The organism is Mycobacterium paraense, assembly GCF_002101815.1.
GTDB classification, from domain to species: domain Bacteria; phylum Actinomycetota; class Actinomycetes; order Mycobacteriales; family Mycobacteriaceae; genus Mycobacterium; species Mycobacterium paraense.
Map to the genome: position 1 here is coordinate 46,837 of NZ_LQPM01000034.1, position 18,764 is coordinate 65,600.

The window sequence follows — 18,764 nt, forward strand, 5'->3', positions numbered from 1 at the left end:
TGAACATCGCTCGAAAGTCTAACGGCTTCGCGCAGTTAAGCCGGGCGCCGCGCGGGCGAGTCACCAGCCAATATGGGCGGAAATCGCTGGTGAAACGCACCTTTGCGCGCAGGGCTAACTTCAGTCACACCAGCACCATTGGGCACGGCGCGCGGGGGCGTCACTATCGTGGATTGACATGGATCTCAAGCGACGGCTGCCCATCCTGCGTTGGTCGGTGTTGCGGATGGCCGCGGGCGTGCGCCACATCACCACGACGGGTCAGATCGGCGACGGCCGCGAGGCCGCCGCCACCGAATACGTGCTGCGGAACGCCCGCGCCGGCGATATCGACGACGTGCTCGCCGCCATGGACAGGTTCGCCTACGAGAAGTCGATGCTGATGAGCATCGGTGACGAGAAGGGGCTCCTGCTTGACGCGGCCGTGCGGCGCGCCGATCCCGCGCTGGCGCTCGAGCTGGGCACCTATTGCGGCTACGGCGCGCTGCGGATCGCCCGCGCCGCGCCCCACGCCACGGTGTTTTCCGTCGAGCTCGCCGAGGCCAACGCCGCCAACGCGCGGCGGATCTGGGCGCACGCCGGGGTCGCCGACCGGGTGACGTGCGTCGTCGGCACCATCGGTGACGGCGGGCGCACCCTGGACACGCTGGCCAACGAGCACGGATTCGCTTCCGGCGCAATCGATTTCGTGTTCCTCGACCACGACAAGGACGCCTACCTGGACGACCTGCTGAGCATCGTCGATCGGGGCTGGCTGCACCGGGGCGCGATCGTGGTCGCCGACAACGTCAGGATTCCCGGCGCGCCGAAGTACCGCGAGTACATGCGTCAACAGCAGGGCAAGGGTTGGAAGACCGTCGAGCACAAGACGCACGTCGAGTACCAGTCGCTGGTGTCCGACCTGGTGCTGGAGTCGGAATTCCTGGGCCCAACGTCGACTTGATGTCGGGAATCGGCCCGCATTGGCGCAACAAGTCGACGTTCGGCGGGAGGGGTTAGGTGGCCCGCGGGTGCGCCCCGGCCCACACCTCGCGCAGCGCGTGCACGGTGACCAGCGTGTAGATCTGCGTCGTCGTCACCGACGCATGGCCGAGTAGCTCCTGCACGACGCGCACGTCCGCCCCGCCCTCGAGCAGGTGCGTGGCGAAGGAATGCCGCAGCATGTGCGGCGACACCCCCGAGGTGATGCCGGCGCGCTCGGCGGCGTCCTGCAGCACCTGCCACGCGCTCTGCCGCGACAGCCGGCCGCCGCGGGCGTTGAGGAAGATGGCCGGCGTGCCGCGGCCGCGGCGCGCCAGATCGGGGCGGCCGCGCACCAGGTACGCGTCCAGCGCCTGCACGGCGGGCCGCCCGATCGGCACCAGCCGCTGCTTGCCGCCCTTGCCGCGCAGCAGGACCGACCGCGCCTCGGTGTCGATGTCGTCGACGTCGAGGCCGACGGCCTCGGAGATCCGAGATCCGGTGGAGTACAACAACTCCAGCAGCGCGCGGTTGCGCAGCGTCAGCGGGCCGTCGCTCGGGCTGTCGCCGCCGGCACCCTCGAGCAGGGCCAGCACCTCGTCGATGGTCAGGCTCTTGGGCAGCCGCCGGCCCGGGGTCGGCGGCCGCACGGCCCGCGCCACGTCCAGCTCGGCCAGCCCCTCGGCGGCGGCGAACCGGTGCAGGCCGCGCACCGCGATCAGCGCCCGCGCCGCCGACACCGCCGAGAGCGCGGCCGTCCCGTTGTCGGGGTCGCCGCGGCGCAGCGCCACCAGGAACTCGCTGACGTCGTCCTCGCCGACCTTGGCCAGGTCGTGAATGCCGCGGTCGGACAGGTGCTTGCTGTAGCGACGCAGGTCGCGTTGGTACGAGCTCAGCGTGTTCTTGGCGACGCCCCGCTCGATCGTCAGGTGGTCGAGGTAGCCCTGCAGTTGCGTGTCCAGGGCCGCCGTCATTGCGCCGCCTTACGCGCGGCGAACGCGGTCGGCTTGTCGGTCCACGGGCTGTCCGCCGGGCGGGGCTGCGCGACGCCGTCGGTCACCGCGTGGGCGGCCAGAATCCCCGCCACCGCAATGGCATTGACGATCTCGCCGCTGAGCACCTTGCGGACGGCATCCGCGAGCGGATACCACTCCAGCTTCATGTCGGCTTCTTCGTCGTGCGCCTCGGGGCGGTCCACCTGGGTGAGCCCGGTGGCCAGATAGACCCGCACCGATTCGTCGCTGAAGCCGGGGGTGGAATCGAGGTCGGCCAGCACCCGCCAGGTGTCGGCCTTCAACCCCGCCTCCTCGTGCAGCTCCCGGGCGGCGGTCAGCTGGGCGGGCTCGCCGCCGACGTCGAGCAGCCCGGCCGGCAGCTCCCACAGCCGCCGGCCGAGCGCGTGGCGGTACTGGTAGACCATCGGGACGTTGCCGTCGTCGTCCATGGCCACCACGGCCACCGCGCCGAAGTGCTCGACGACCTCGCGCGTGACGAGCTTGCCCCCGGGCATCCGGACCCGATCGCGGCGCAGCGCGAAAATCTTTCCGGTGTACAGCGTTTCGGATGACGCCGTCTCGAAGACGTGCTCAGCCACGGGCCGCGGGCTCGGGTAGCGGCCGCTCAACGCTGTCTCGATGCTGGGTGCCGTTAGGCGAATGCTGCTCGGGGATTTCCACCGGCAACTGCTCGCCCGCCTTGTAGTCGAGCGCTGCCTTGACGAACGCGACGAACAACGGATGCGGCCGGGTGGGGCGGCTCTTGAGTTCGGGGTGGGCCTGGGTGCCGACGACGAACGGGTGCACGTCGGGCGGGTATTCGACGAACTCGACCAGGTGGCCGTCGGGCGAGGTGCCCGAGAAGCGCAGCCCGCTCTCGGCGATCTTGTCGCGGTAGGCGTTGTTGACCTCGTAGCGGTGCCGGTGCCGCTCGGACACCTCGGTGGCCCCATACGCCTGGGCCACAATGGAATCCGGCTCCAGCACCGCCGGGTAGGCCCCCAGCCGCATGGTGCCGCCGAGGTCGGCCTCGCCGGCGACGATCTGCTCCTGGTCGGCCATCGTCGAGATGACGGGATCCGGTGTGCCCGGCTCGAATTCGGCCGAGTTGGCCTCCGTGAGGCCGGCCGAGCGCGCGGCCTCGATCACGATGCACTGCAGCCCGAGGCACAGCCCCAGCACCGGCAGCCCGCGCCCGCGCGCGTGGCGGATGGCCCCGATCTTGCCCTCGATGCCGCGGATGCCGAACCCGCCGGGGATCAGCACGCCGTGCACGTCGCCCAGCGCGGCCGCGGCGTCGCCGGGGCTCGCGCAGTCGTCGGAGGGCACCCACACCATCTCGACCTTGGCGTGGTGCTTGAACCCGCCGGCGCGCAGCGCCTCGGTCACCGACAGGTAGGCGTCGGACAGCTCAACGTACTTGCCCACCAACGCGATTCGCACCGTCTCGTGCGGCTCGTGCACCCGGCGCAGCAGGTCGTCCCATTCGGTCCAGTCGACGTCGCGGAACGGCAGGTTGAGCCGGCGTACCACGAACGCGTCGAGTTCCTCGCGGTGCAACACCTTCGGGATGTCGTAGATCGACTTCGCGTCGGGGGTCGAGATGACCCCGTCGATGTCGACGTCACACATCAGCGCGATCTTGTTCTTCAGCGCCTCGGGGACGTCGCGGTCGCAGCGCAGGATCAGCGCGTCCGGGGTGATACCGATGCTGCGCAGCGCCGCCACCGAGTGCTGGGTGGGCTTGGTCTTGAGCTCCCCCGACGGGGCCAGGTAGGGCACCAGCGACACGTGCAGGAAGAAGACGTTCTCCCGGCCGAGGTCGTGGCGCACCTGCCGCGCGGCCTCGAGGAAGGGCTGCGACTCGATATCGCCCACCGTGCCGCCGATTTCGGTGATAACGACGTCCGGGCGATTGCCGTCGGCGTCCGGCTGGGCCATCGCCACGATGCGCCGCTTGATCTCGTCGGTGATGTGCGGGATCACCTGGACGGTGTCGCCGAGGTACTCACCGCGCCGTTCCTTGGCGATGACGGTCGAATACACCTGACCGGTAGTCACATTCGCCGAGCCGGACAGGTCGCGATCCAGGAACCGCTCGTAGTGGCCGACGTCGAGGTCGGTCTCCGCGCCGTCCTCGGTGACGAAGACCTCGCCGTGCTGGAACGGGTTCATCGTGCCCGGGTCGACGTTGAGGTACGGGTCGAGCTTCTGCATCGTCACGTGCAGCCCGCGCGCCGTCAGTAGCTGCCCCAGGCTGCTGGCGGTAAGCCCTTTGCCCAGCGAGGAAGCGACCCCACCGCTGACGAAGAGGTGCTTGGTGGTTGTTTGCGGGTGCTTCCGCACAGGCGACCTCCGTGAAGACGGGCAGGGCTTCGATTTTTCTAGCGGTTAACTAGATGGGCCTGCCGACCCACGGAAACCCACCCTAACATCCACCGCGCCGTGTCGCGGGGAACACGCCCGCTACTGCGGCACGGTGATCGAGGTTGCCCCGTGCCCGGTGCCGTACTGGCCGACGTGGCCGCCGTTGATCAGGTCGTGCAGGCCCAGCACCGCGGTGATGCGCCCGGGCGCGGCGTCGACGTCGTCGACGGTGCTGATGGCCGACGACATGCCGGTGTCGGCGCGGGTCACGGCGACCGCGGCGCCGCCCGTCGCCGAACCGTCGCGCCCCGCCAGCAACGTGCCCGAGCCGTGCGGGGCGAGGGCGGCGGAAAACCGGGCCACGCTGACGCCCTGGTTGCCGGCGTCCTGCGGCAGCCCGCCACCGGTGACGATCAGCGCGGCGTTGGCCGCCCCCACCCGGTCGGCGGGCTGGTAGGTGATGAAGCCGGTGTCGCGCAGCGAGGCCAGCACGGTGTCGCGCTGCGTGTCGTCCACCGGCGGCACGGCCGGGTTGGCATTGACCAGCAGCGCGATGCCCAGCAGGTCGCCGGCCTGCGAACCCTGATCGACGAGCTTGGTGCTCAACTGCTGACCGGCGGGCAGGATCGACGAGTTCACCACCGTGCGCAGCTTCTCCGCGGAGTTGGCGTCGACGAACTCCTGCGTCAGCGAAACCGTTCCGGTGATCGTCCCGCCGGCCTGGCCGACGAACTTCGAGACCGCGGCGACGTCGTCGTCCTTGGCGTCAGGGGTGCGGAAGACGACGACGGACTTTCCGCCCAGCGCGTCATGCACGATCCGGCCCGCCAGCTGGTTGTCGAAATTGTTTGCGGCGGCCAGCTTTTCGTTCATCACGTTCTTCTGGTCGTTGAGCCCGTTGATCTGGGTGTACAGGTCGCGCTTCTCGTCACGCAGGCTGGACAGCAGGGTGTCCGACAAGAATCCGGAGCCCAGCACGACTCCCACGGCCAGCGCCAGGAAGACGGCCGCCAGCGACAGGGCATGTTGGCGTAACGAGATCATTTAACGCACCGTCCTCGAACTAGGTGACCAGGTGCTGCACCCACAGCGAGAAGTGGTTCCAGTAGTGGGTGACCCAGTGCAGCACCACACCGTCGGTGCGGGACACCCACAGCGCCACGATGACCGCGATCAGCATGGTCAGCGCCAGCAGCGCGATGGCGCCCGCCGAAATGTGGTTGCGGTACAACGTGGCAACGGCCTTGGCGTCCACCACCTTCTCCCCCACCCGAAGCCTGGTCAGAAACGTCGAGGGGTTGCTCTGGGTGCGGTTGCGGTCGAAGAACGTCTCGATGTTGGCGGTGTGGCCGGCCGTCACGAGCAGCGCGGCGCCGTGGTGGTCGGCCAGCAGCAGGGCCAGGTCGACCGCCGACCCCGCGGCCGGGAACGTCATCGCGCCGACGCCGAGGTCCTGGATCCGCTCCAGCCCGGGCGCGTGGCCGTCGGCGTCGGCGGGCAGGACGACATGCGCACCGCACTTGAGGGCGTCGGTGCTGATCTTGTCGGGGTCGCCGACGATGATCTGGGGGCGATACCCGGCCTTGCGCAACACATCCGCGCCGGTGTCCACGCCGATGAGCACCGGCTGGTACTCCTTGATGAACGGCTTGAGCGAGCGCAGCTCGTCCTCGGCGCCGGGCTCGTCGGCCACGATCACCACGTGCCGGCGGCGCAGGTCGACGTCGATGTCGGGGATGCCGATCCCGTCGATCAGCAGCGGGCTCTCGCTCTTGATGAACTCAATCGTGTTGCCCGCGAAGGCCTCCAGGTGGGCGGCCAGGCCGCTCTTGGCCTCGCGCATCAGGTCGGCGATGTCGTGGTCGGTGCGTTCGGTGCCGCGAACCAGGCGGCGATCGCCGGAGTACACGCCGCCCTCGTAGAGGCGAATCTTGGCGCCGTCCTTGACCTTCTTGAAGACCTCGGGCCCGGTCTCGTCGATCAGCGTCACGCCGTTGTTGACCAGCACCTCGGGGCCGAGGTTCGGGTAGCGGCCGGAGACCGACGGCGAGGCGTTGACGACGGCGGCGATGTCGGCCTCCACCAGCGCGTCGGCCGTGATGCGATCCAGATCCAAGATGTCGAGGACCACGATGTCGCCGGGACACACCCTGCGCAGCAGGCGGTCGATGTTCCGGTCGACCCGGGCGGTGCCGGTGAGGCCGGGCCGGGACGTGTTACGCGAAAGCAGACCTGACATCTTCATGGGGGCGATTCTGTCGGTGAAGCCCGGGCCAGGCGAGTAGGCGCGCCGTAACATTAGCCTCAGAAGTTATCTAGAGTCACATCAGTAACAGGTCGATGTCGGGATGGTCTCGAGCGTCGACTTGTTGCGCGAAAACGGCCAAGATGCCGACAACAAGTCGACGCTCGAGGCGCTAGTCCCTGTCGTTCTGCGCCGTCTCGAGCAGCTCGCGGGCGTGCGCCCGGCCGCTGTCGGAGTCGCCCAGCCCAGCCAGCATGCGTGCCAGCTCGGCCACCCGGTCGTCGCCGGTGACCCGCCGCACCACGCTGGTGCCCTTGGGCCCGGCGCTGTGCACCACCAGGTGCACGTCGGCGTACGCGGCGACCTGCGGCAGGTGCGTGACCACGATGACCTGGTGGGTGCGGGCCAGCCGCGCCAGCCGCCGCCCGATCTGCACGGCGGCCCGGCCACCGACGCCGGCGTCGACCTCGTCGAACACCATCGTGGTGCCGGCCGCCTCTTTACGGAGAGTCGCCAGCGCGACTTCTAATGCCAGCATCACGCGGGACAACTCGCCGCCGGACGCGCTCTTGGCCAGCGGCAGCACCGTCATGCCGCGGTGGGCGGCGAAGCCGAACTCGACCTGGTCGACGCCGTCGCCGCCGGCGCGCACCAGCTCGCCGGACGGCAGCACCAGCGTGGCGGGGTCGTCCGGGCCGGCCGCGACGTCCAGGGCCACGTCGATCGTGAATTCGGCGTCGGCCATCGCCAGCCCGGACAGTTCCGCGGTCACCTCCTTGGCCAGCCGCTTGGCGGCCTTGCGCCGCAGCTTGCTGAGATCGACTGCCCCATCGGATAATTCGCGGGCCAGCTCGTCGACCCTGCGTTCCAGCGCCGCCAGCCCTTCCTCGGAGACGTCGAGTTGCGCCAGGCGTTCGCGGGACTCCCGCGCCCACTCCAGCACCCCGTCGATGTCGGCGGCGTACTTGCGGGTCAGCGTGCGCAGCTCCGCCTGGCGGGCCAGCTTGGATTCCAGCGCGCTGGCGTCCACCGGCAGTTCGTCCAGGAACCCGCCGAGCTCCTGCGCGGCGTCGGCGACCACGGTGAGCGCCTCGCCGATCTGTCCGGCCAACGCGCGCAGCGTCGCGTCGTCGGTGGATTCGAGTGCGGCCCTTGCCTTTCCGAGGCCGTCGGTGGCACTCTGGCCGAGCCCGTCGGCGTCGTCGGCCGACAGGGCGGCGCGCGCCGTGGCGGCGGCCTCGCGCAGCGTGTCCAGTTCGGACAGGCGCAGGATGTCGGCGACCAGCGCGTCGTCTTCGCCGGGTTGCGGGTCGACGGTGTCGATCTCGTTCAAGGCGAACTTCAGCCGGTCGGCCTCCTGGGCCAGCTCGCGGGCCCGCTCCCGGCGGTCGATCAGGTCGCGCCGCGCGGTCAGCCACGCGTCGCGCAGCTTGCGGTAGCGCTCCAGCGCCGGGCCGGCGCCGGCGAAGCGGTCCAGCGCGCCGCGCTGCTCCTCGGGGCGCATCAGCCGCAGCTGGTCGTTTTGGCCGTGCAGGGTCAGCAGTTCCGTGGTGAAGTCGCCCAGGGATTTGGCCGGCACGCTGCGGCCGCCGAGATACGCGCGGGACGGGCCGTCGCGGCTGACCGAGCGCAGCGCGATCACGCTGCCGTCCTCGTCGCGCTCGCCGCCCAGGTCTTCCAGCATCGCATCCAGCTGCGTCGCCGTCTCATCGTCGAGATCGCTTGTGGCGAACCGACCTTCGACGACGGCGCGGTCGGCGCCGGACCGCACGCGGGCGGGGTCGGCGCGGGCCCCGCCGAGCAGGTGCAGCCCGGTCACCACCATCGTCTTGCCGGTGCCGGTCTCGCCGGTCAGCACCGTCAGCCCGCGGCCGAACTCCCCGACCGCGGCGCTGATCGCGCCCAGCGATTCAATTCTGATTTCCGTCAGCATTCGGTGAGCACCTGACGAGCGTCGTTACTTTCCGCGCCAACCGGTCACCGGCAGGCGGAATTTGCGCACCAAGCGGTCGGTGAACGGCGCGCTGTCCAGCCGCGCCCATTTGACCGGCGTGTCACAGCGGGTCACCTCGATCCGGCTGCCGGCCGGGATCACCATCTCGCGGCGGCCGTCGCAGAACACCAGCGCGTCGTGCCCGCCCGCCTCGGTCTCGATCGCAATGGTCGCCTCGGGGCTGGTGACCATGGGCCGGCCGAACAGCGCGTGAGCGTTGTTGGGTACCACCAGGATTGCCTCCAGGTCGGGCCACAGCACCGGGCCGCCGGCCGAGAACGCGTAGGCGGTGGAGCCGGTCGGCGTCGACACCAGCACGCCGTCGCAGCCGAAGGCGGACACCGGCCGCCCGTCCACCTCGACGACGACCCCGAGCACACCCAGCCGCGGGCCCTTCTCCAGGCTGACTTCGTTGAGCGCCCACCCGTGTTCGACGTGACCCTTGTTCAGCACCGCGACGTCCAGCGTCAGGCGGTTCTCCACCCGGTAGTCGCGGGCCACCACGTGCTCGAGCACCCGGTCGATGGCCTCCGCCTCGGCCTCGGCCAGGAATCCGATCCGGCCCAGATTCACGCCCAGCACGGGAATCCCGGCGTTTCGGGCCAGCTCGGCGGCCCGCAGGAAGGTGCCGTCACCGCCCAGCACCAGCACCAGTTCGCAGCCCTCGGCGGCCGACGGCTCGGCGTCGACCACCTCGATCTCGGTCCCCATCGCCCGCATATCGTCGGGCGCCAGGTGCAGCGACCCCCGGTCGACCGCCTCGGCGGACAGCAGCCGGAGCCCAACTCCGTTGTCGCCCAGCACTTTTTGCACGCGACGCGCGGTCTCGGTCGCCTCGTCGCGGCCGGTGTGCACCACCAGCAGCACGGTTCGGTGATCGGTCATTCCGGGCCCTCTGCCACGGCCCGCGTCACCGCGTCCACCAGCCCATCAGCAGTCAGCCCCCGCTCGGTCTCGGCGCGCAACCACAGGAAGTATTCGACATTGCCCGACGGGCCCGGCAGCGGGCTCGCGGTGACGTCGACGGTGTGCCAGCCCAGTGCCCCGGCGCGGCGCGCGACGGCCAGCACCGCGTCGGCCCGCAGGCCCGGGTCGCGAACGACCCCGCCGGCGCCGACCTGGCCCCTGCCCACCTCAAACTGCGGCTTCACCATGGGAACGATATCCGCGCGGGGGCAGGCGCATCCAATCAACGCGGGCAACACGCTGGCCAGCGAGATGAAAGACAGGTCGGCCACCACCAGGTCGACCGGCCCGCCGATGGCCTCCGGGGTCAGGTCGCGGGCGTTGGTCCGCTCGACGACGGTCACCCGCGGGTCGCTGCGCAGCGACCAGGCCAGCTGGCCGTAGCCGACGTCGGCGGCCACCACCGCGGCGGCCCCGCGGTCCAGCAGCACCTCGGTGAACCCGCCCGTCGACGCGCCGGCGTCCAGGCAGCGGCGGCCCGCGACCGCGATGCCGAACGCGTCCAGGGCGCCGATGAGCTTGTGCGCGCCGCGCGACACCCAGCCGCGTTCGCGGTCGTCGGCGACGGTCAGCGCCGCGGTGACGTCGACGGCGGTGGCCGGCTTGCGGGCCGGCATGCCGTCGATGCTCACCTTGCCCGCGTCGATCAACTCCGCGGCCTGCTGGCGGGACCTTGCGAGCCCGCGGCGGACGAGCTCGGCATCGACGCGGGCACGCCGTGCCACCGTCGCACTCAGCCCTTCTCCGCCGACTCCAGCGCCGCCAGCAGCACGTCGTGCGCCTCCGAGAGGCGGCGGGCTATCTCTTCGAGCTCGGTGAGAGACGGCTGGCGCTCGGGGTTTTCCGGATCCCCGACCTCGGACAGCTGGGCAACCAGGGCGTCGATTTCAGCGCGGAGCTGATCGGGATCGATAGTCATCGCGTACCTACGTTAGTCGCCGTCGACCAAAGACCAGCGCTGCAGCGCATCGCGGGCCCGGTCGCCGTCGGCCTCGATCCGCAAAGACGCCGGGTCCTCGGCGCCCCACACCGCGCTGGCCACCGCGCGCACGACCGAGAGCCCGTCCCCCTCGTCGGCGCCGTTGGCGCTGACCGTCACCGCCGTGTCGACCACGTCGACGTGCCAGCCCGGCTGGGGCCGCACCGCGAGGAGGTCGCCGTCGGAGTGCAGCGAACGCAGGTCGTGGCCGATGTAGGTGGGCCGGCGGGCGGGGTCGGCGTAGACGGCGTCGCGCGCGGTGTTGACGCCGGTGAGCACCATCAGGCTGGGCAGCCGCGCGGCGTTGGCGCCCTCGATGTCGGTGTCCAGCCGGTCGCCGATGACCAGCGGCGCGCGAAACTCGCCGCGGGCCACCGCGTCCTGCAGCAGCCGCGGCGCCGGCTTGCCCGCGACCCGCGGTTCGGCGCCGGTGGCCGCCCGCAGCGCGGCCACGAACGACCCGTTGCCCGGCAGCAGGCCGCGCTCGGTGGGCAGCGTGGGGTCGACGTTGGCCGCGACCCATAGCGCGCCCGCGCGGATGGCCAGGGCGGCCTCGGCGAGGTCCGGCCAGCCGATGGTCGTGGACAGGCCCTGCACGACGGCGACGGGCTCGTCGTCGTAGCGCCGCACCGGGCGCAGCCCCACGGCGGCGATCTCGTTGGCCAGCGCGTCGGTGCCCACGATCAGCACGCGGGAGTCCGCCGGCAGCTGATCGGCGAGCAGCTTGGCCGCGCTTTGTGCGCTGGTGACGACGTCCGAGCCGGCGGCGGTGAAGCCGAGCTCGCGCAGGTGCAGCGCCACCTCGTCGGCGCTGCGGGACGCGTTGTTGGTCACGTAGAGCTTGCGGCCGCCCACCTCGTCCAGCGACTGCACCGCGCCCTGGGTCGGCTGAGCGCCGCGGAAGACGGTCCCATCGAGGTCGACTAGCAGGCAATCGTATTGTTGGGCAAGGCTTTTCATCTCAGGCCAGCTCGCCGACCCGCTCTTCGGCGTCGGTGACGCCTTCGACATCGGCGGCGGCCGAGCGCAAAAACCATTGCAGCGCTTCGTCATTGCGGCCGAGCGCCAGCAGCGTGTCGGCGTAGGCGTAGAACAACCGCGCCGCCGTCGAACCGGTGCGGTTCGGGTCCAGCTGGGGCGTGGACAACAGGGTCAGGGCCTGTTCCAGCTGCCCGAGGTCGGCGCGGGCGCCGGCGGCGACGATGCGCAACTCGTCGGCGTCGTCGCCGGACAGCTGGGCCGCCTCCTCGCCGCGCGCCAGTTCGATCGCCCGCTCCGGACGGCCGAGCCCGCGTTCGCAATCGGCGATGAGCGCGAGCAGCGGCGACTTGCTGCCCATCCTGCGGGCGGCGCGCAGCTCGGCCAGCGCCTGGGCCCAGTCGCCGCAGTGGTAGGCGGCGATCCCGACGGCCTCACGGACCGCGGCGATCCTGCTGGAGCGGGCCCGCGCCGCGCGCGCGTGGCTCAGCGCGGCCTCGGGGTCCTCGTCGATCAGCTCGCCGGCCGCGACCAGGTGGCGCGCCACCGCGTCGGCCGTGGCGCGGTCCAGGGTGCTCAGTTCGCGCCGGATCTCGGGCGCGAGCTGGCGGGCCTCCACGCCGGGCGGGATCGGGGGCGCGCCGGGCCGGTCGCCGTTGCCGTCCTGCTCGGCGCTGCGGGGCTGCACCGGGCGCGCGCGGCCCGGGCCCGACCACGACCCGGATGCCGGGCGGGGCCGCCGCCTGCTGTCGCGCCCCTGCCTGTCGTCAACCACCCTGCAAAGGATACGGACGCCCCGCGGCGAGGCCGTTGGGTGTGCGGTGACGGCTTCGAGTGCGCGTCCAGGGCGGCAAAACCGGCCAAATCCCGCCCTGAGTGCACACCGAAAGCCGTCAGCTCACACTCGTCGGAGCCGAGGACGGCTAGGCCGGGCCCCGGTCGGTCAGCAGCGGCGCCAGCACCGCGGGGCAATAGGTCGCGATCGCGACGACGGTGAACACGCCCGCCGCGTCGCGGGGCATGCCGTAGCCGTCGGCCACCGCGGTGATCACCGAGTCGAACGACCCGCCGGGCTGCAGGAGCATCGGGCAGACCGACTGGCCCAGCGCCATCGCCGAGTCGGGCTGCGACACCGGGACGCCGGCGTTGGTGAGGGCCCGCAGGAACGCGTTGCCCCGCAGGTCGGCGTGGACGGGTGCCGCCAGCACCGCGGTCAAACCGGCCACGCCCGCACCCACCCCGACGACCCGCAGCACCCGCCTCGCGCTAGTCACCGTGACCACAGTGGTCGCCGGCGGTCACGTCGGGGGCACGGCGCGATAAAGGTTTGGGCCGGTTCTAGACCTTCTCGATGCCGGCGATGTTGCGTTTGCCGCGCCGCAGCACCAGCCACCGGCCGTGCAAAAAGTCCGAGGGCTGCGGCTTCCAGTCCTCGCTGTCGATGCGCACGTTGTTGACCGAGACGCCGCCCTCGCCGATGGTGCGCCGTGCGGCCCCCTTGCTGGCCGACAGGCCGCTGGCCACCAGGAGGTCGACGATCCCGTCGGCACTGCCCGGCTTGAGCTCGGCGACCGACGCCTCGCGCAGCGCGGCGGCCAGCGTCGCCTCGTCCAGCCGGTCGAGTTCGCCCTGCCCGAACAGCGCCCGGCTGGCGTGCTCGACCGCCTCGGTCGCCGCCTCGCCGTGCACCAGCGCGGTCAGCTCGCGGGCCAGCCGGCGTTGGGCGGCGCGCTGCTGCGGGCGCTCCGCGGTGGCCCGCTCCAGTTCGGCCAGCTCGTCGGCCGACAGGAAGGTGAACCACCGCAGGTACCGGATCACGTCGGCGTCGGCGGTGTTGACGAAGTACTGGTACCAGGCGTACGGGCTGGTCATCTGGGGGTCCAGCCACAGGCTGCCGCCGCCGGTGGACTTGCCGAACTTGGTGCCGTCGGCGGCCGTCACCAGCGGGACCGTCAGCGCGTGCACCGCCGCGCCGAGCTTCTGGCGCACCAGCCGCACCCCGGCGATGATGTTGCCCCACTGGTCGGAGCCGCCGATCTGCAGGACGCAGCCGTAGCGCCGGTGCAATTCGACGTAGTCGTTGGCCTGCAGCAGCATGTAGCTGAACTCCGTGTAGGAGATCCCCTCGCCCTCCAGGCGCCTCCGCACGGTGTCGCGGTCCAGCATCACGTTGACCGAGAAGTGCTTGCCGATGTCGCGCAGGAACTCGACGGCCGACAGCGGCGCGGTCCAGTCCAGGTTGTTGACGACGACGGCAGCCGTCGGGGACTCGCCAAAATCCGAGAAGTCGACGAAGCGCTCCAGCTGGCCGCGGATCCGTTCGGTCCAGGCGGCGACGGTGTCGGCCTCGTTGAGGGTGCGCTCGCCGACGTCGCGGGGGTCGCCGATCATGCCGGTGGCGCCGCCGGCCAGCACGATCGGGCGATGCCCGGCGCGCTGGAACCGACGCAGCGCCAGCAGCGGGACCAGGTGGCCGGCGTGCAGGCTGGGCGCGGTGGGGTCGAAGCCGGCATAGACGGTCATCGGCCCACGCTGCGCTTCGGCGGCCAGCGCATCGAGGTCGGTGGACTGGGCGATGAGCCCGCGCCAGCCCAGCTCGTCGAGGATCCCGGAAGACATCGCGCACGACTTTAGTCGTTCCCGGCGCCACGATTCGCCCGCGCGCCGCTCTCTAAGGCAAGCTAACTACGTGGCGCATCGTCGCGCTATCGCCTTCCCCCGTCAGCGCACCAACAACGCGGAGCGTCATGGACAACCGATACTGGCCGCTGGTCGTCGCGATCATCATGCTCGCCCTCGGGCTGACGCTCACGGTCGACGACTTCAAGCGGGCCGCCACGCTGCGCAAACCACTCGTGGTCGCGCTCGCCTGCCAGTCGCTGCTGCTACCGGGCCTGTGCCTGCTGATCGCCGAGGCCTTTCACCTCGAACCGCACCTGGCGGTCGGGCTGATGCTGATGGCGGCGACCCCGGGCGGGACCATGTCGAACCTGCTCAGCCATCTGTTCAACGGCGACCTGGCGCTTAACCTCACCCTGACCGCAATCAACGCCGTGCTGTCGGTCGTCGCCCTGCCCGCGATCCTGGCGGTGGCGATGACGTGGTTCCTGGGCGAGGGGCGGTTCCTCCCGCTGCAGCTGGACAAGTTCCTCGCGGTGATCGGCCTGGTGCTCGTCCCGATCGCGATCGGGGTGGCCATCCGCCACCGCTTCCCCGAGCTGGCGCGGCGATTGCAGAAGCCGGTCCGCATCGCCGCGATCACGCTGCTGGTGCTCGCCATCGTCGCGGCCATCGCGGGGGGACGAACGACGCTGTGGCACAACATCGGCCTGCTGAGCGGGGCCGTCGTGGCCTTCTGCGCGGTGAGCCTGAGCGTCGGCTACCTGGCGCCCCGCCTGATGCGGCTGGCCCCGCGGCAGGCCGTCGCGGTCAGCCTGGAGGTCGGCATGCACAACGCCGTCGTGGCGATGGGCATCGCCTTGAGCCCCCAGCTGCTGAACAGCGCCGTCATGGCCACGCCGGCCGCGGTATACAGCGCCGTCGCGCCGCTGCTGGCCGTGACGTTCATCCTCGTCGCCCGCCGGGTCGACCCGGCGTTTCGCACCAGCGCCCCCGTCGCCGTCTAGCCCGATGGTGGCGACCCGCAGCGCCCGGCTACGCCGCGCTTGCGATCGCCACTAGTCACTCGTCCCGGGGGCGGGCGCGCGCGGGCTTCTCCGGTATGCCGAGACCTCCGGGCGGCCCCCGAGCCACAGCCGCCACGGCCGGTCGGCGGCCTGGCTGACCCCGACGCGGGGGCCGGACACGGCGGTCAGCGGGTCGTGCAGTTCCAGGGTCACCGGGCTCGCCGGGTCGAACAGGTCGATTCCGTTGTCGTCCATGGTGATCCCCAGGGCCGAGCACAGGTTGCCGGGCCCGCGGGCCAGCGCCGCGGTGCGGACCAGCTCGCCGCGGCGGGCCCGCGCGACGTCGGTGCCATCCTCGATGGCCGCGGCGCGCAGCAGCACCGCGGCGGCGATGCCGTCGGGCCCGCAGGAGACGTTGGCGCACACGTGGATCCCGTGGCTGCGGTAGGTGTAGAGCCGCCCGGGCGGCCCGAACATCACGGCGTTGCGCCCGGAGCGGCCGCGGTAGGAGTGGGCCGCGGCGTCCGGCCAGGGACCGTCGGGCACTCCGCCGTAGGCCTCGACCTCGACCACGACCGCGCGCACCCCCCGTCCGGTCAGCGTGGCGCCGAGCAGCCGATGGGCGGCGGCGACGGGGTCCACCACCAGCCGGTCCGCAACCACCCAACGAACCTACCGACACCGCCGACATGGCAATATCTCCGGTTGCCGCGTGGCGAAGGAGCCCAAAACATGCATGCGATCGACCCCGCCGCCACCGCGTGGCTGCTGGCCAGCACCGCGCTCGTCCTGCTGATGACGCCGGGCCTGGCCATCTTCTACGGAGGCATGGTCCGCACCACCGGGGTGCTCAACATGATCATGATGAGCTTCATCTCCATCCCTTTGGTCACGGTGGCGTGGCTGCTGGTCGGCTACACGATCGCGTTCTCCGAAGACGGGGCGGGCGGGTTCGTCGGCAACCTCAGACACGTCGGAATGCTCGGCATCGGCCCCGACACCCTGCACGGGACGGTTCCCGAGCTGCTGTATGCGACGTTTCAGCTGGCGTTCGCGATCGTGACGGCCGCGCTGGTCAGCGGCGCGATCGCCGACCGCGCCAGGTTCGCGGCCTGGATGACGTTCGTCGCGGTGTGGGCGGTCGTCGTGTATTCGGTTGTCGCGCACTGGGTGTGGGGGCCGGGCGGCTGGCTGGCCAAGCTCGGCGTGCTGGACTACGCCGGCGGCCTCGTCGTCGAAATCGTTTCCGGTTCCTCGGCGTTGGCCCTGGCGCTGGTGCTCGGGCCGCGCATCGGGTTCAAGAAGGACGCCATGCGGCCGCACAACCTGCCGTTCGTCCTGCTCGGCGTCGGGCTGCTGTGGTTCGGCTGGTTCGGGTTCAACGCCGGGTCGGCCCTGGCGGCCAGCGGGACCGCCGCGGCCATCTTCCTGAACACCCTCGTCGCCGGCTGCCTCGGCATGCTCGGCTGGCTCGCGGTCGAACGGGTCCGCGACGGCCGGCCCACGACGTTCGGCGCGGCGTCCGGGGTGGTCGCCGGCCTGGTCGCCATCACCCCGTCGTGCGGGACGGTCAACACGCTCGGCGCGGCGGTGGTGGGCCTGGCGGCCGGCGTCGTGTGCTCGTTCGCAGTGGGCGCGAAATTCCGCTTCAACTACGACGATTCGCTGGACGTGGTGGGCGTGCACTTCGTCGGTGGCGTGGTCGGTGTGTCGCTGATCGGGCTGCTCGCCACCGCGGTCATGACGGCGGGCCCGCGGGGCCTGCTCTACGGCGGCGGCTTCGGCCAGCTGGGCAAGCAGTGCCTCGCGATCGTCGTGGTGGCGCTGTATGCGTTCGTCGTGTCGTTCGCGCTCGCCAAGCTGATCGACGCGACCATGGGCTTCCGGCTCAGCGCCGATGACGAGACCACCGGCGTCGACTTGACCCAGCACGCCGAAACCGCGTACGCCGAGGGCGTGCACGGGCACCTGCCCCAGCGCCGCCCGGGCCTGCCCTCCGCGTAACCGCCAGAGTGCGTCTGGCGACGCATTTCGCGAGTGCGCCCGTCGCTAGTGGCACTTTCGGCACCCCTTGACAAGCCCTCGCCCGAGGACGATTATTCACCGTATGATGAGTTCATCGAGTGATGAATTATTGGCACGAGGCCACGCCGCCGCGGTCAGCATCGAGCATCTGCGCGTCGTGCGCGGCAAACGCCCTGCCCTGCACGACTTTTCGGTGCAGATCGCCCAGGGCACCATCACCGGCCTGCTCGGCCCGTCCGGCTGCGGCAAGACCACGCTGATGCGCAGCATCGTGGGCACCCAGATCCTGAAGTCGGGCACCGTCACGGTGTTGGGAAAGCCCGCCGGCAGCCCGGCCCTGCGCCGCCGCGTCGGATACATGCCGCAGGACCCGACGATCTACAACGACCTGCGCATCGTCGATAACGTGCGCTATTTCGCCGCGCTCTACGGCTTCGACCACCGCGCCGCCGACGCCGCCATCGACCGGGTCGGCCTCACCGATCACCGAACCGCCTTCTGCGGCAACCTTTCCGGCGGCCAGCGCACGCGGGCGTCGCTGGCCTGCGCGCTGGTCTGCCAGCCGGAGCTGCTGGTGCTCGACGAGCCCACCGTGGGCCTCGACCCGGTGCTGCGGGTCGATTTGTGGGAGCAGTTCACCGAGCTCGCCCGCGGCGGCGCCACGCTGCTGGTGTCCAGCCACGTGATGGACGAGGCCGACCACTGCGACGACCTGTTGTTGATGCGCGAGGGCCACCTGGTGGCCCACACCACCCCGTCCCGACTACGAGAGGACACCGGATGCACGTCACTGGAGGACGCGTTTCTGTCCATCATCAGGCGCAGCACGAAGCAAAAGGCGGGTTAGGGCTCCAGGCGTACGCGGCGACGACGACGCGGATCCTGCGTCAGCTGGCCGCCGATCATCGCAGCGTCGCGCTGATCCTGTTCGTGCCGATCCTGGTCATCACGCTGATGTACTTCATGTTCGAAAATGCCCCGCACCGCCCGGGCGCGCCGACGCCGTTCAACAACGCCTGCCTGATCCTGCTCGGCCTGTTCCCGCTCTTCGTGATGTTCATCATCACGTCGATCACCATGCAGCGCGAACGCGCCTCCGGGACTTTGGAGCGAATCCTGACCACTCCCCTGCGCCGGCTCGACATGCTGATCGCCTACGGCACCGCCTTCTCGATCGCCGCTGCGGTGCAAGCGATTCTGGCGTGCATCGTGTCGTTCTGGTTCCTCGGCTTCGACACCGCGGGTAGCCCCGTGTGGGTGTTCGTGATCGCGATCGTCAACGCCGTGCTGGGGGTGGGCCTCGGCCTGCTCTGTAGCGCGTTCGCGCGCACCGAGTTTCAGGCCGTGCAGTTCATCCCGCTGGTGATGGTGCCCCAGTTCCTGCTGGCCGGCATCATCGTGCCCCGGGCGCTGATGGCCCACTGGCTGCAATGGATCAGCAACGTGCTCCCGGCCAGCTACGCGCTGGAGGCCCTACAGCAGGTGGGCACGCACCCCGAGCTGACCTCTATCGCGGTGCGCGACATCATCGTGGTGCTCGGTTTCGCCATCGCCGCGCTGTGCCTGGCCGCGGCGACGCTGCGGCGGCGGACCCCGTAGTGGCGATCGTAAGCGCGGCGCTGCCGGGCGC

The 18,764-nt window shown here is 70.9% G+C and carries 19 protein-coding genes; 5 read left to right on the forward strand and 14 right to left on the reverse strand.

The window, feature by feature from the left end; all coding sequences use genetic code 11:
• Positions 1–178 precede the first annotated feature (178 nt).
• Positions 179–943: an O-methyltransferase gene (locus tag AWB89_RS22870; RefSeq protein ID WP_085176734.1), complete on the forward strand. Its 765-nt coding sequence runs from the start codon at positions 179–181 to the stop codon at positions 941–943.
• A gap of 52 nt (positions 944–995) precedes the next feature.
• Here AWB89_RS22870 and xerD read toward each other — a convergent pair whose 3' ends face one another.
• From xerD to tyrS, 13 genes are all read right to left on the reverse strand, one after another.
• Positions 996–1,934, reverse strand: coding sequence for a site-specific tyrosine recombinase XerD (gene xerD, locus AWB89_RS22875; protein WP_085101298.1), 939 nt, complete (start codon positions 1,932–1,934; stop codon positions 996–998).
• Positions 1,931–2,554 (reverse strand): NUDIX domain-containing protein, encoded by a 624-nt coding sequence (locus tag AWB89_RS22880; RefSeq protein WP_085176804.1) that lies wholly within the window; start codon positions 2,552–2,554, stop codon positions 1,931–1,933. The genes xerD and AWB89_RS22880 overlap by 4 nt, the downstream gene beginning before the upstream one ends.
• Positions 2,547–4,301 (reverse strand): CTP synthase, encoded by a 1,755-nt coding sequence (locus AWB89_RS22885; RefSeq protein WP_085101300.1) that lies wholly within the window; start codon positions 4,299–4,301, stop codon positions 2,547–2,549. The genes AWB89_RS22880 and AWB89_RS22885 overlap by 8 nt, the downstream gene beginning before the upstream one ends.
• Positions 4,302–4,421: 120 nt before the next feature.
• Entirely contained in the window at positions 4,422–5,366 is a 945-nt protein-coding gene (locus AWB89_RS22890) for a copper transporter (protein ID WP_085101302.1), read from the reverse strand.
• A gap of 19 nt (positions 5,367–5,385) precedes the next feature.
• A complete protein-coding gene (gene steA, locus AWB89_RS22895) occupies positions 5,386–6,567 on the reverse strand; it encodes a putative cytokinetic ring protein SteA (protein WP_085101304.1) in 1,182 nt (393 codons plus the stop codon).
• Between the two features lie 172 nt (positions 6,568–6,739).
• The gene (gene recN, locus AWB89_RS22900; RefSeq protein ID WP_085176736.1) at positions 6,740–8,500 is read right to left on the reverse strand and encodes a DNA repair protein RecN; all 1,761 of its coding nucleotides are present in this window, start codon (positions 8,498–8,500) and stop codon (positions 6,740–6,742) included.
• Positions 8,501–8,524: 24 nt separating this feature from the next.
• Positions 8,525–9,445, reverse strand: a complete 921-nt coding sequence (locus AWB89_RS22905) for an NAD kinase (RefSeq protein WP_085176738.1) — start codon at positions 9,443–9,445, stop codon at positions 8,525–8,527.
• Positions 9,442–10,251, reverse strand: coding sequence for a TlyA family RNA methyltransferase (locus AWB89_RS22910; protein WP_085176740.1), 810 nt, complete (start codon positions 10,249–10,251; stop codon positions 9,442–9,444). Before AWB89_RS22910 ends, AWB89_RS22905 begins: the two co-directional genes overlap by 4 nt.
• Before the next feature lie 8 nt (positions 10,252–10,259).
• Positions 10,260–10,445 carry a hypothetical protein gene (locus tag AWB89_RS22915; protein WP_085101312.1) on the reverse strand — a complete coding sequence of 62 codons (186 nt, stop codon included), beginning with the start codon at positions 10,443–10,445 and terminating at the stop codon, positions 10,260–10,262.
• A 12-nt stretch (positions 10,446–10,457) separates the two neighbouring features.
• Positions 10,458–11,465, reverse strand: a complete 1,008-nt coding sequence (locus AWB89_RS22920) for an HAD hydrolase-like protein (protein WP_085176742.1) — start codon at positions 11,463–11,465, stop codon at positions 10,458–10,460.
• A gap of 1 nt (position 11,466) precedes the next feature.
• The gene (locus AWB89_RS22925; protein ID WP_085176744.1) at positions 11,467–12,258 is read right to left on the reverse strand and encodes a tetratricopeptide repeat protein; all 792 of its coding nucleotides are present in this window, start codon (positions 12,256–12,258) and stop codon (positions 11,467–11,469) included.
• Between the two features lie 148 nt (positions 12,259–12,406).
• A complete protein-coding gene (locus AWB89_RS22930) occupies positions 12,407–12,766 on the reverse strand; it encodes a DUF732 domain-containing protein (protein ID WP_085176746.1) in 360 nt (119 codons plus the stop codon).
• A gap of 55 nt (positions 12,767–12,821) precedes the next feature.
• Positions 12,822–14,102, reverse strand: coding sequence for a tyrosine--tRNA ligase (gene tyrS, locus AWB89_RS22935; protein WP_085176748.1), 1,281 nt, complete (start codon positions 14,100–14,102; stop codon positions 12,822–12,824).
• A 77-nt stretch (positions 14,103–14,179) separates the two neighbouring features.
• On the opposite strand from tyrS, the gene AWB89_RS22940 reads away from it, so the two are divergent.
• Complete coding sequence (locus AWB89_RS22940) at positions 14,180–15,109, forward strand: bile acid:sodium symporter family protein (protein WP_263993211.1); 930 nt, start codon at positions 14,180–14,182, stop codon at positions 15,107–15,109.
• A gap of 51 nt (positions 15,110–15,160) precedes the next feature.
• Here AWB89_RS22940 and AWB89_RS22945 read toward each other — a convergent pair whose 3' ends face one another.
• Complete coding sequence (locus AWB89_RS22945; RefSeq protein WP_085176750.1) at positions 15,161–15,772, reverse strand: DNA-3-methyladenine glycosylase; 612 nt, start codon at positions 15,770–15,772, stop codon at positions 15,161–15,163.
• 69 nt (positions 15,773–15,841) lie between these two features.
• Here AWB89_RS22945 and AWB89_RS22950 point away from each other — a divergent pair, with 69 nt between their 5' ends.
• The 3 genes from AWB89_RS22950 to AWB89_RS22960 all read left to right on the forward strand — a co-directional run bounded on the left by AWB89_RS22950 (position 15,842) and on the right by AWB89_RS22960 (position 18,733).
• Positions 15,842–17,113, forward strand: coding sequence for an ammonium transporter (locus AWB89_RS22950; protein ID WP_085176752.1), 1,272 nt, complete (start codon positions 15,842–15,844; stop codon positions 17,111–17,113).
• Positions 17,114–17,216: 103 nt separating this feature from the next.
• Positions 17,217–17,981 (forward strand): ABC transporter ATP-binding protein, encoded by a 765-nt coding sequence (locus AWB89_RS22955; RefSeq protein ID WP_085101328.1) that lies wholly within the window; start codon positions 17,217–17,219, stop codon positions 17,979–17,981.
• On the forward strand, positions 17,915–18,733 hold the full coding sequence (locus AWB89_RS22960) for an ABC transporter permease (protein ID WP_193791094.1): 819 nt from the start codon (positions 17,915–17,917) through the stop codon (positions 18,731–18,733). The genes AWB89_RS22955 and AWB89_RS22960 overlap by 67 nt, the downstream gene beginning before the upstream one ends.
• Positions 18,734–18,764: the final 31 nt, after the last annotated feature.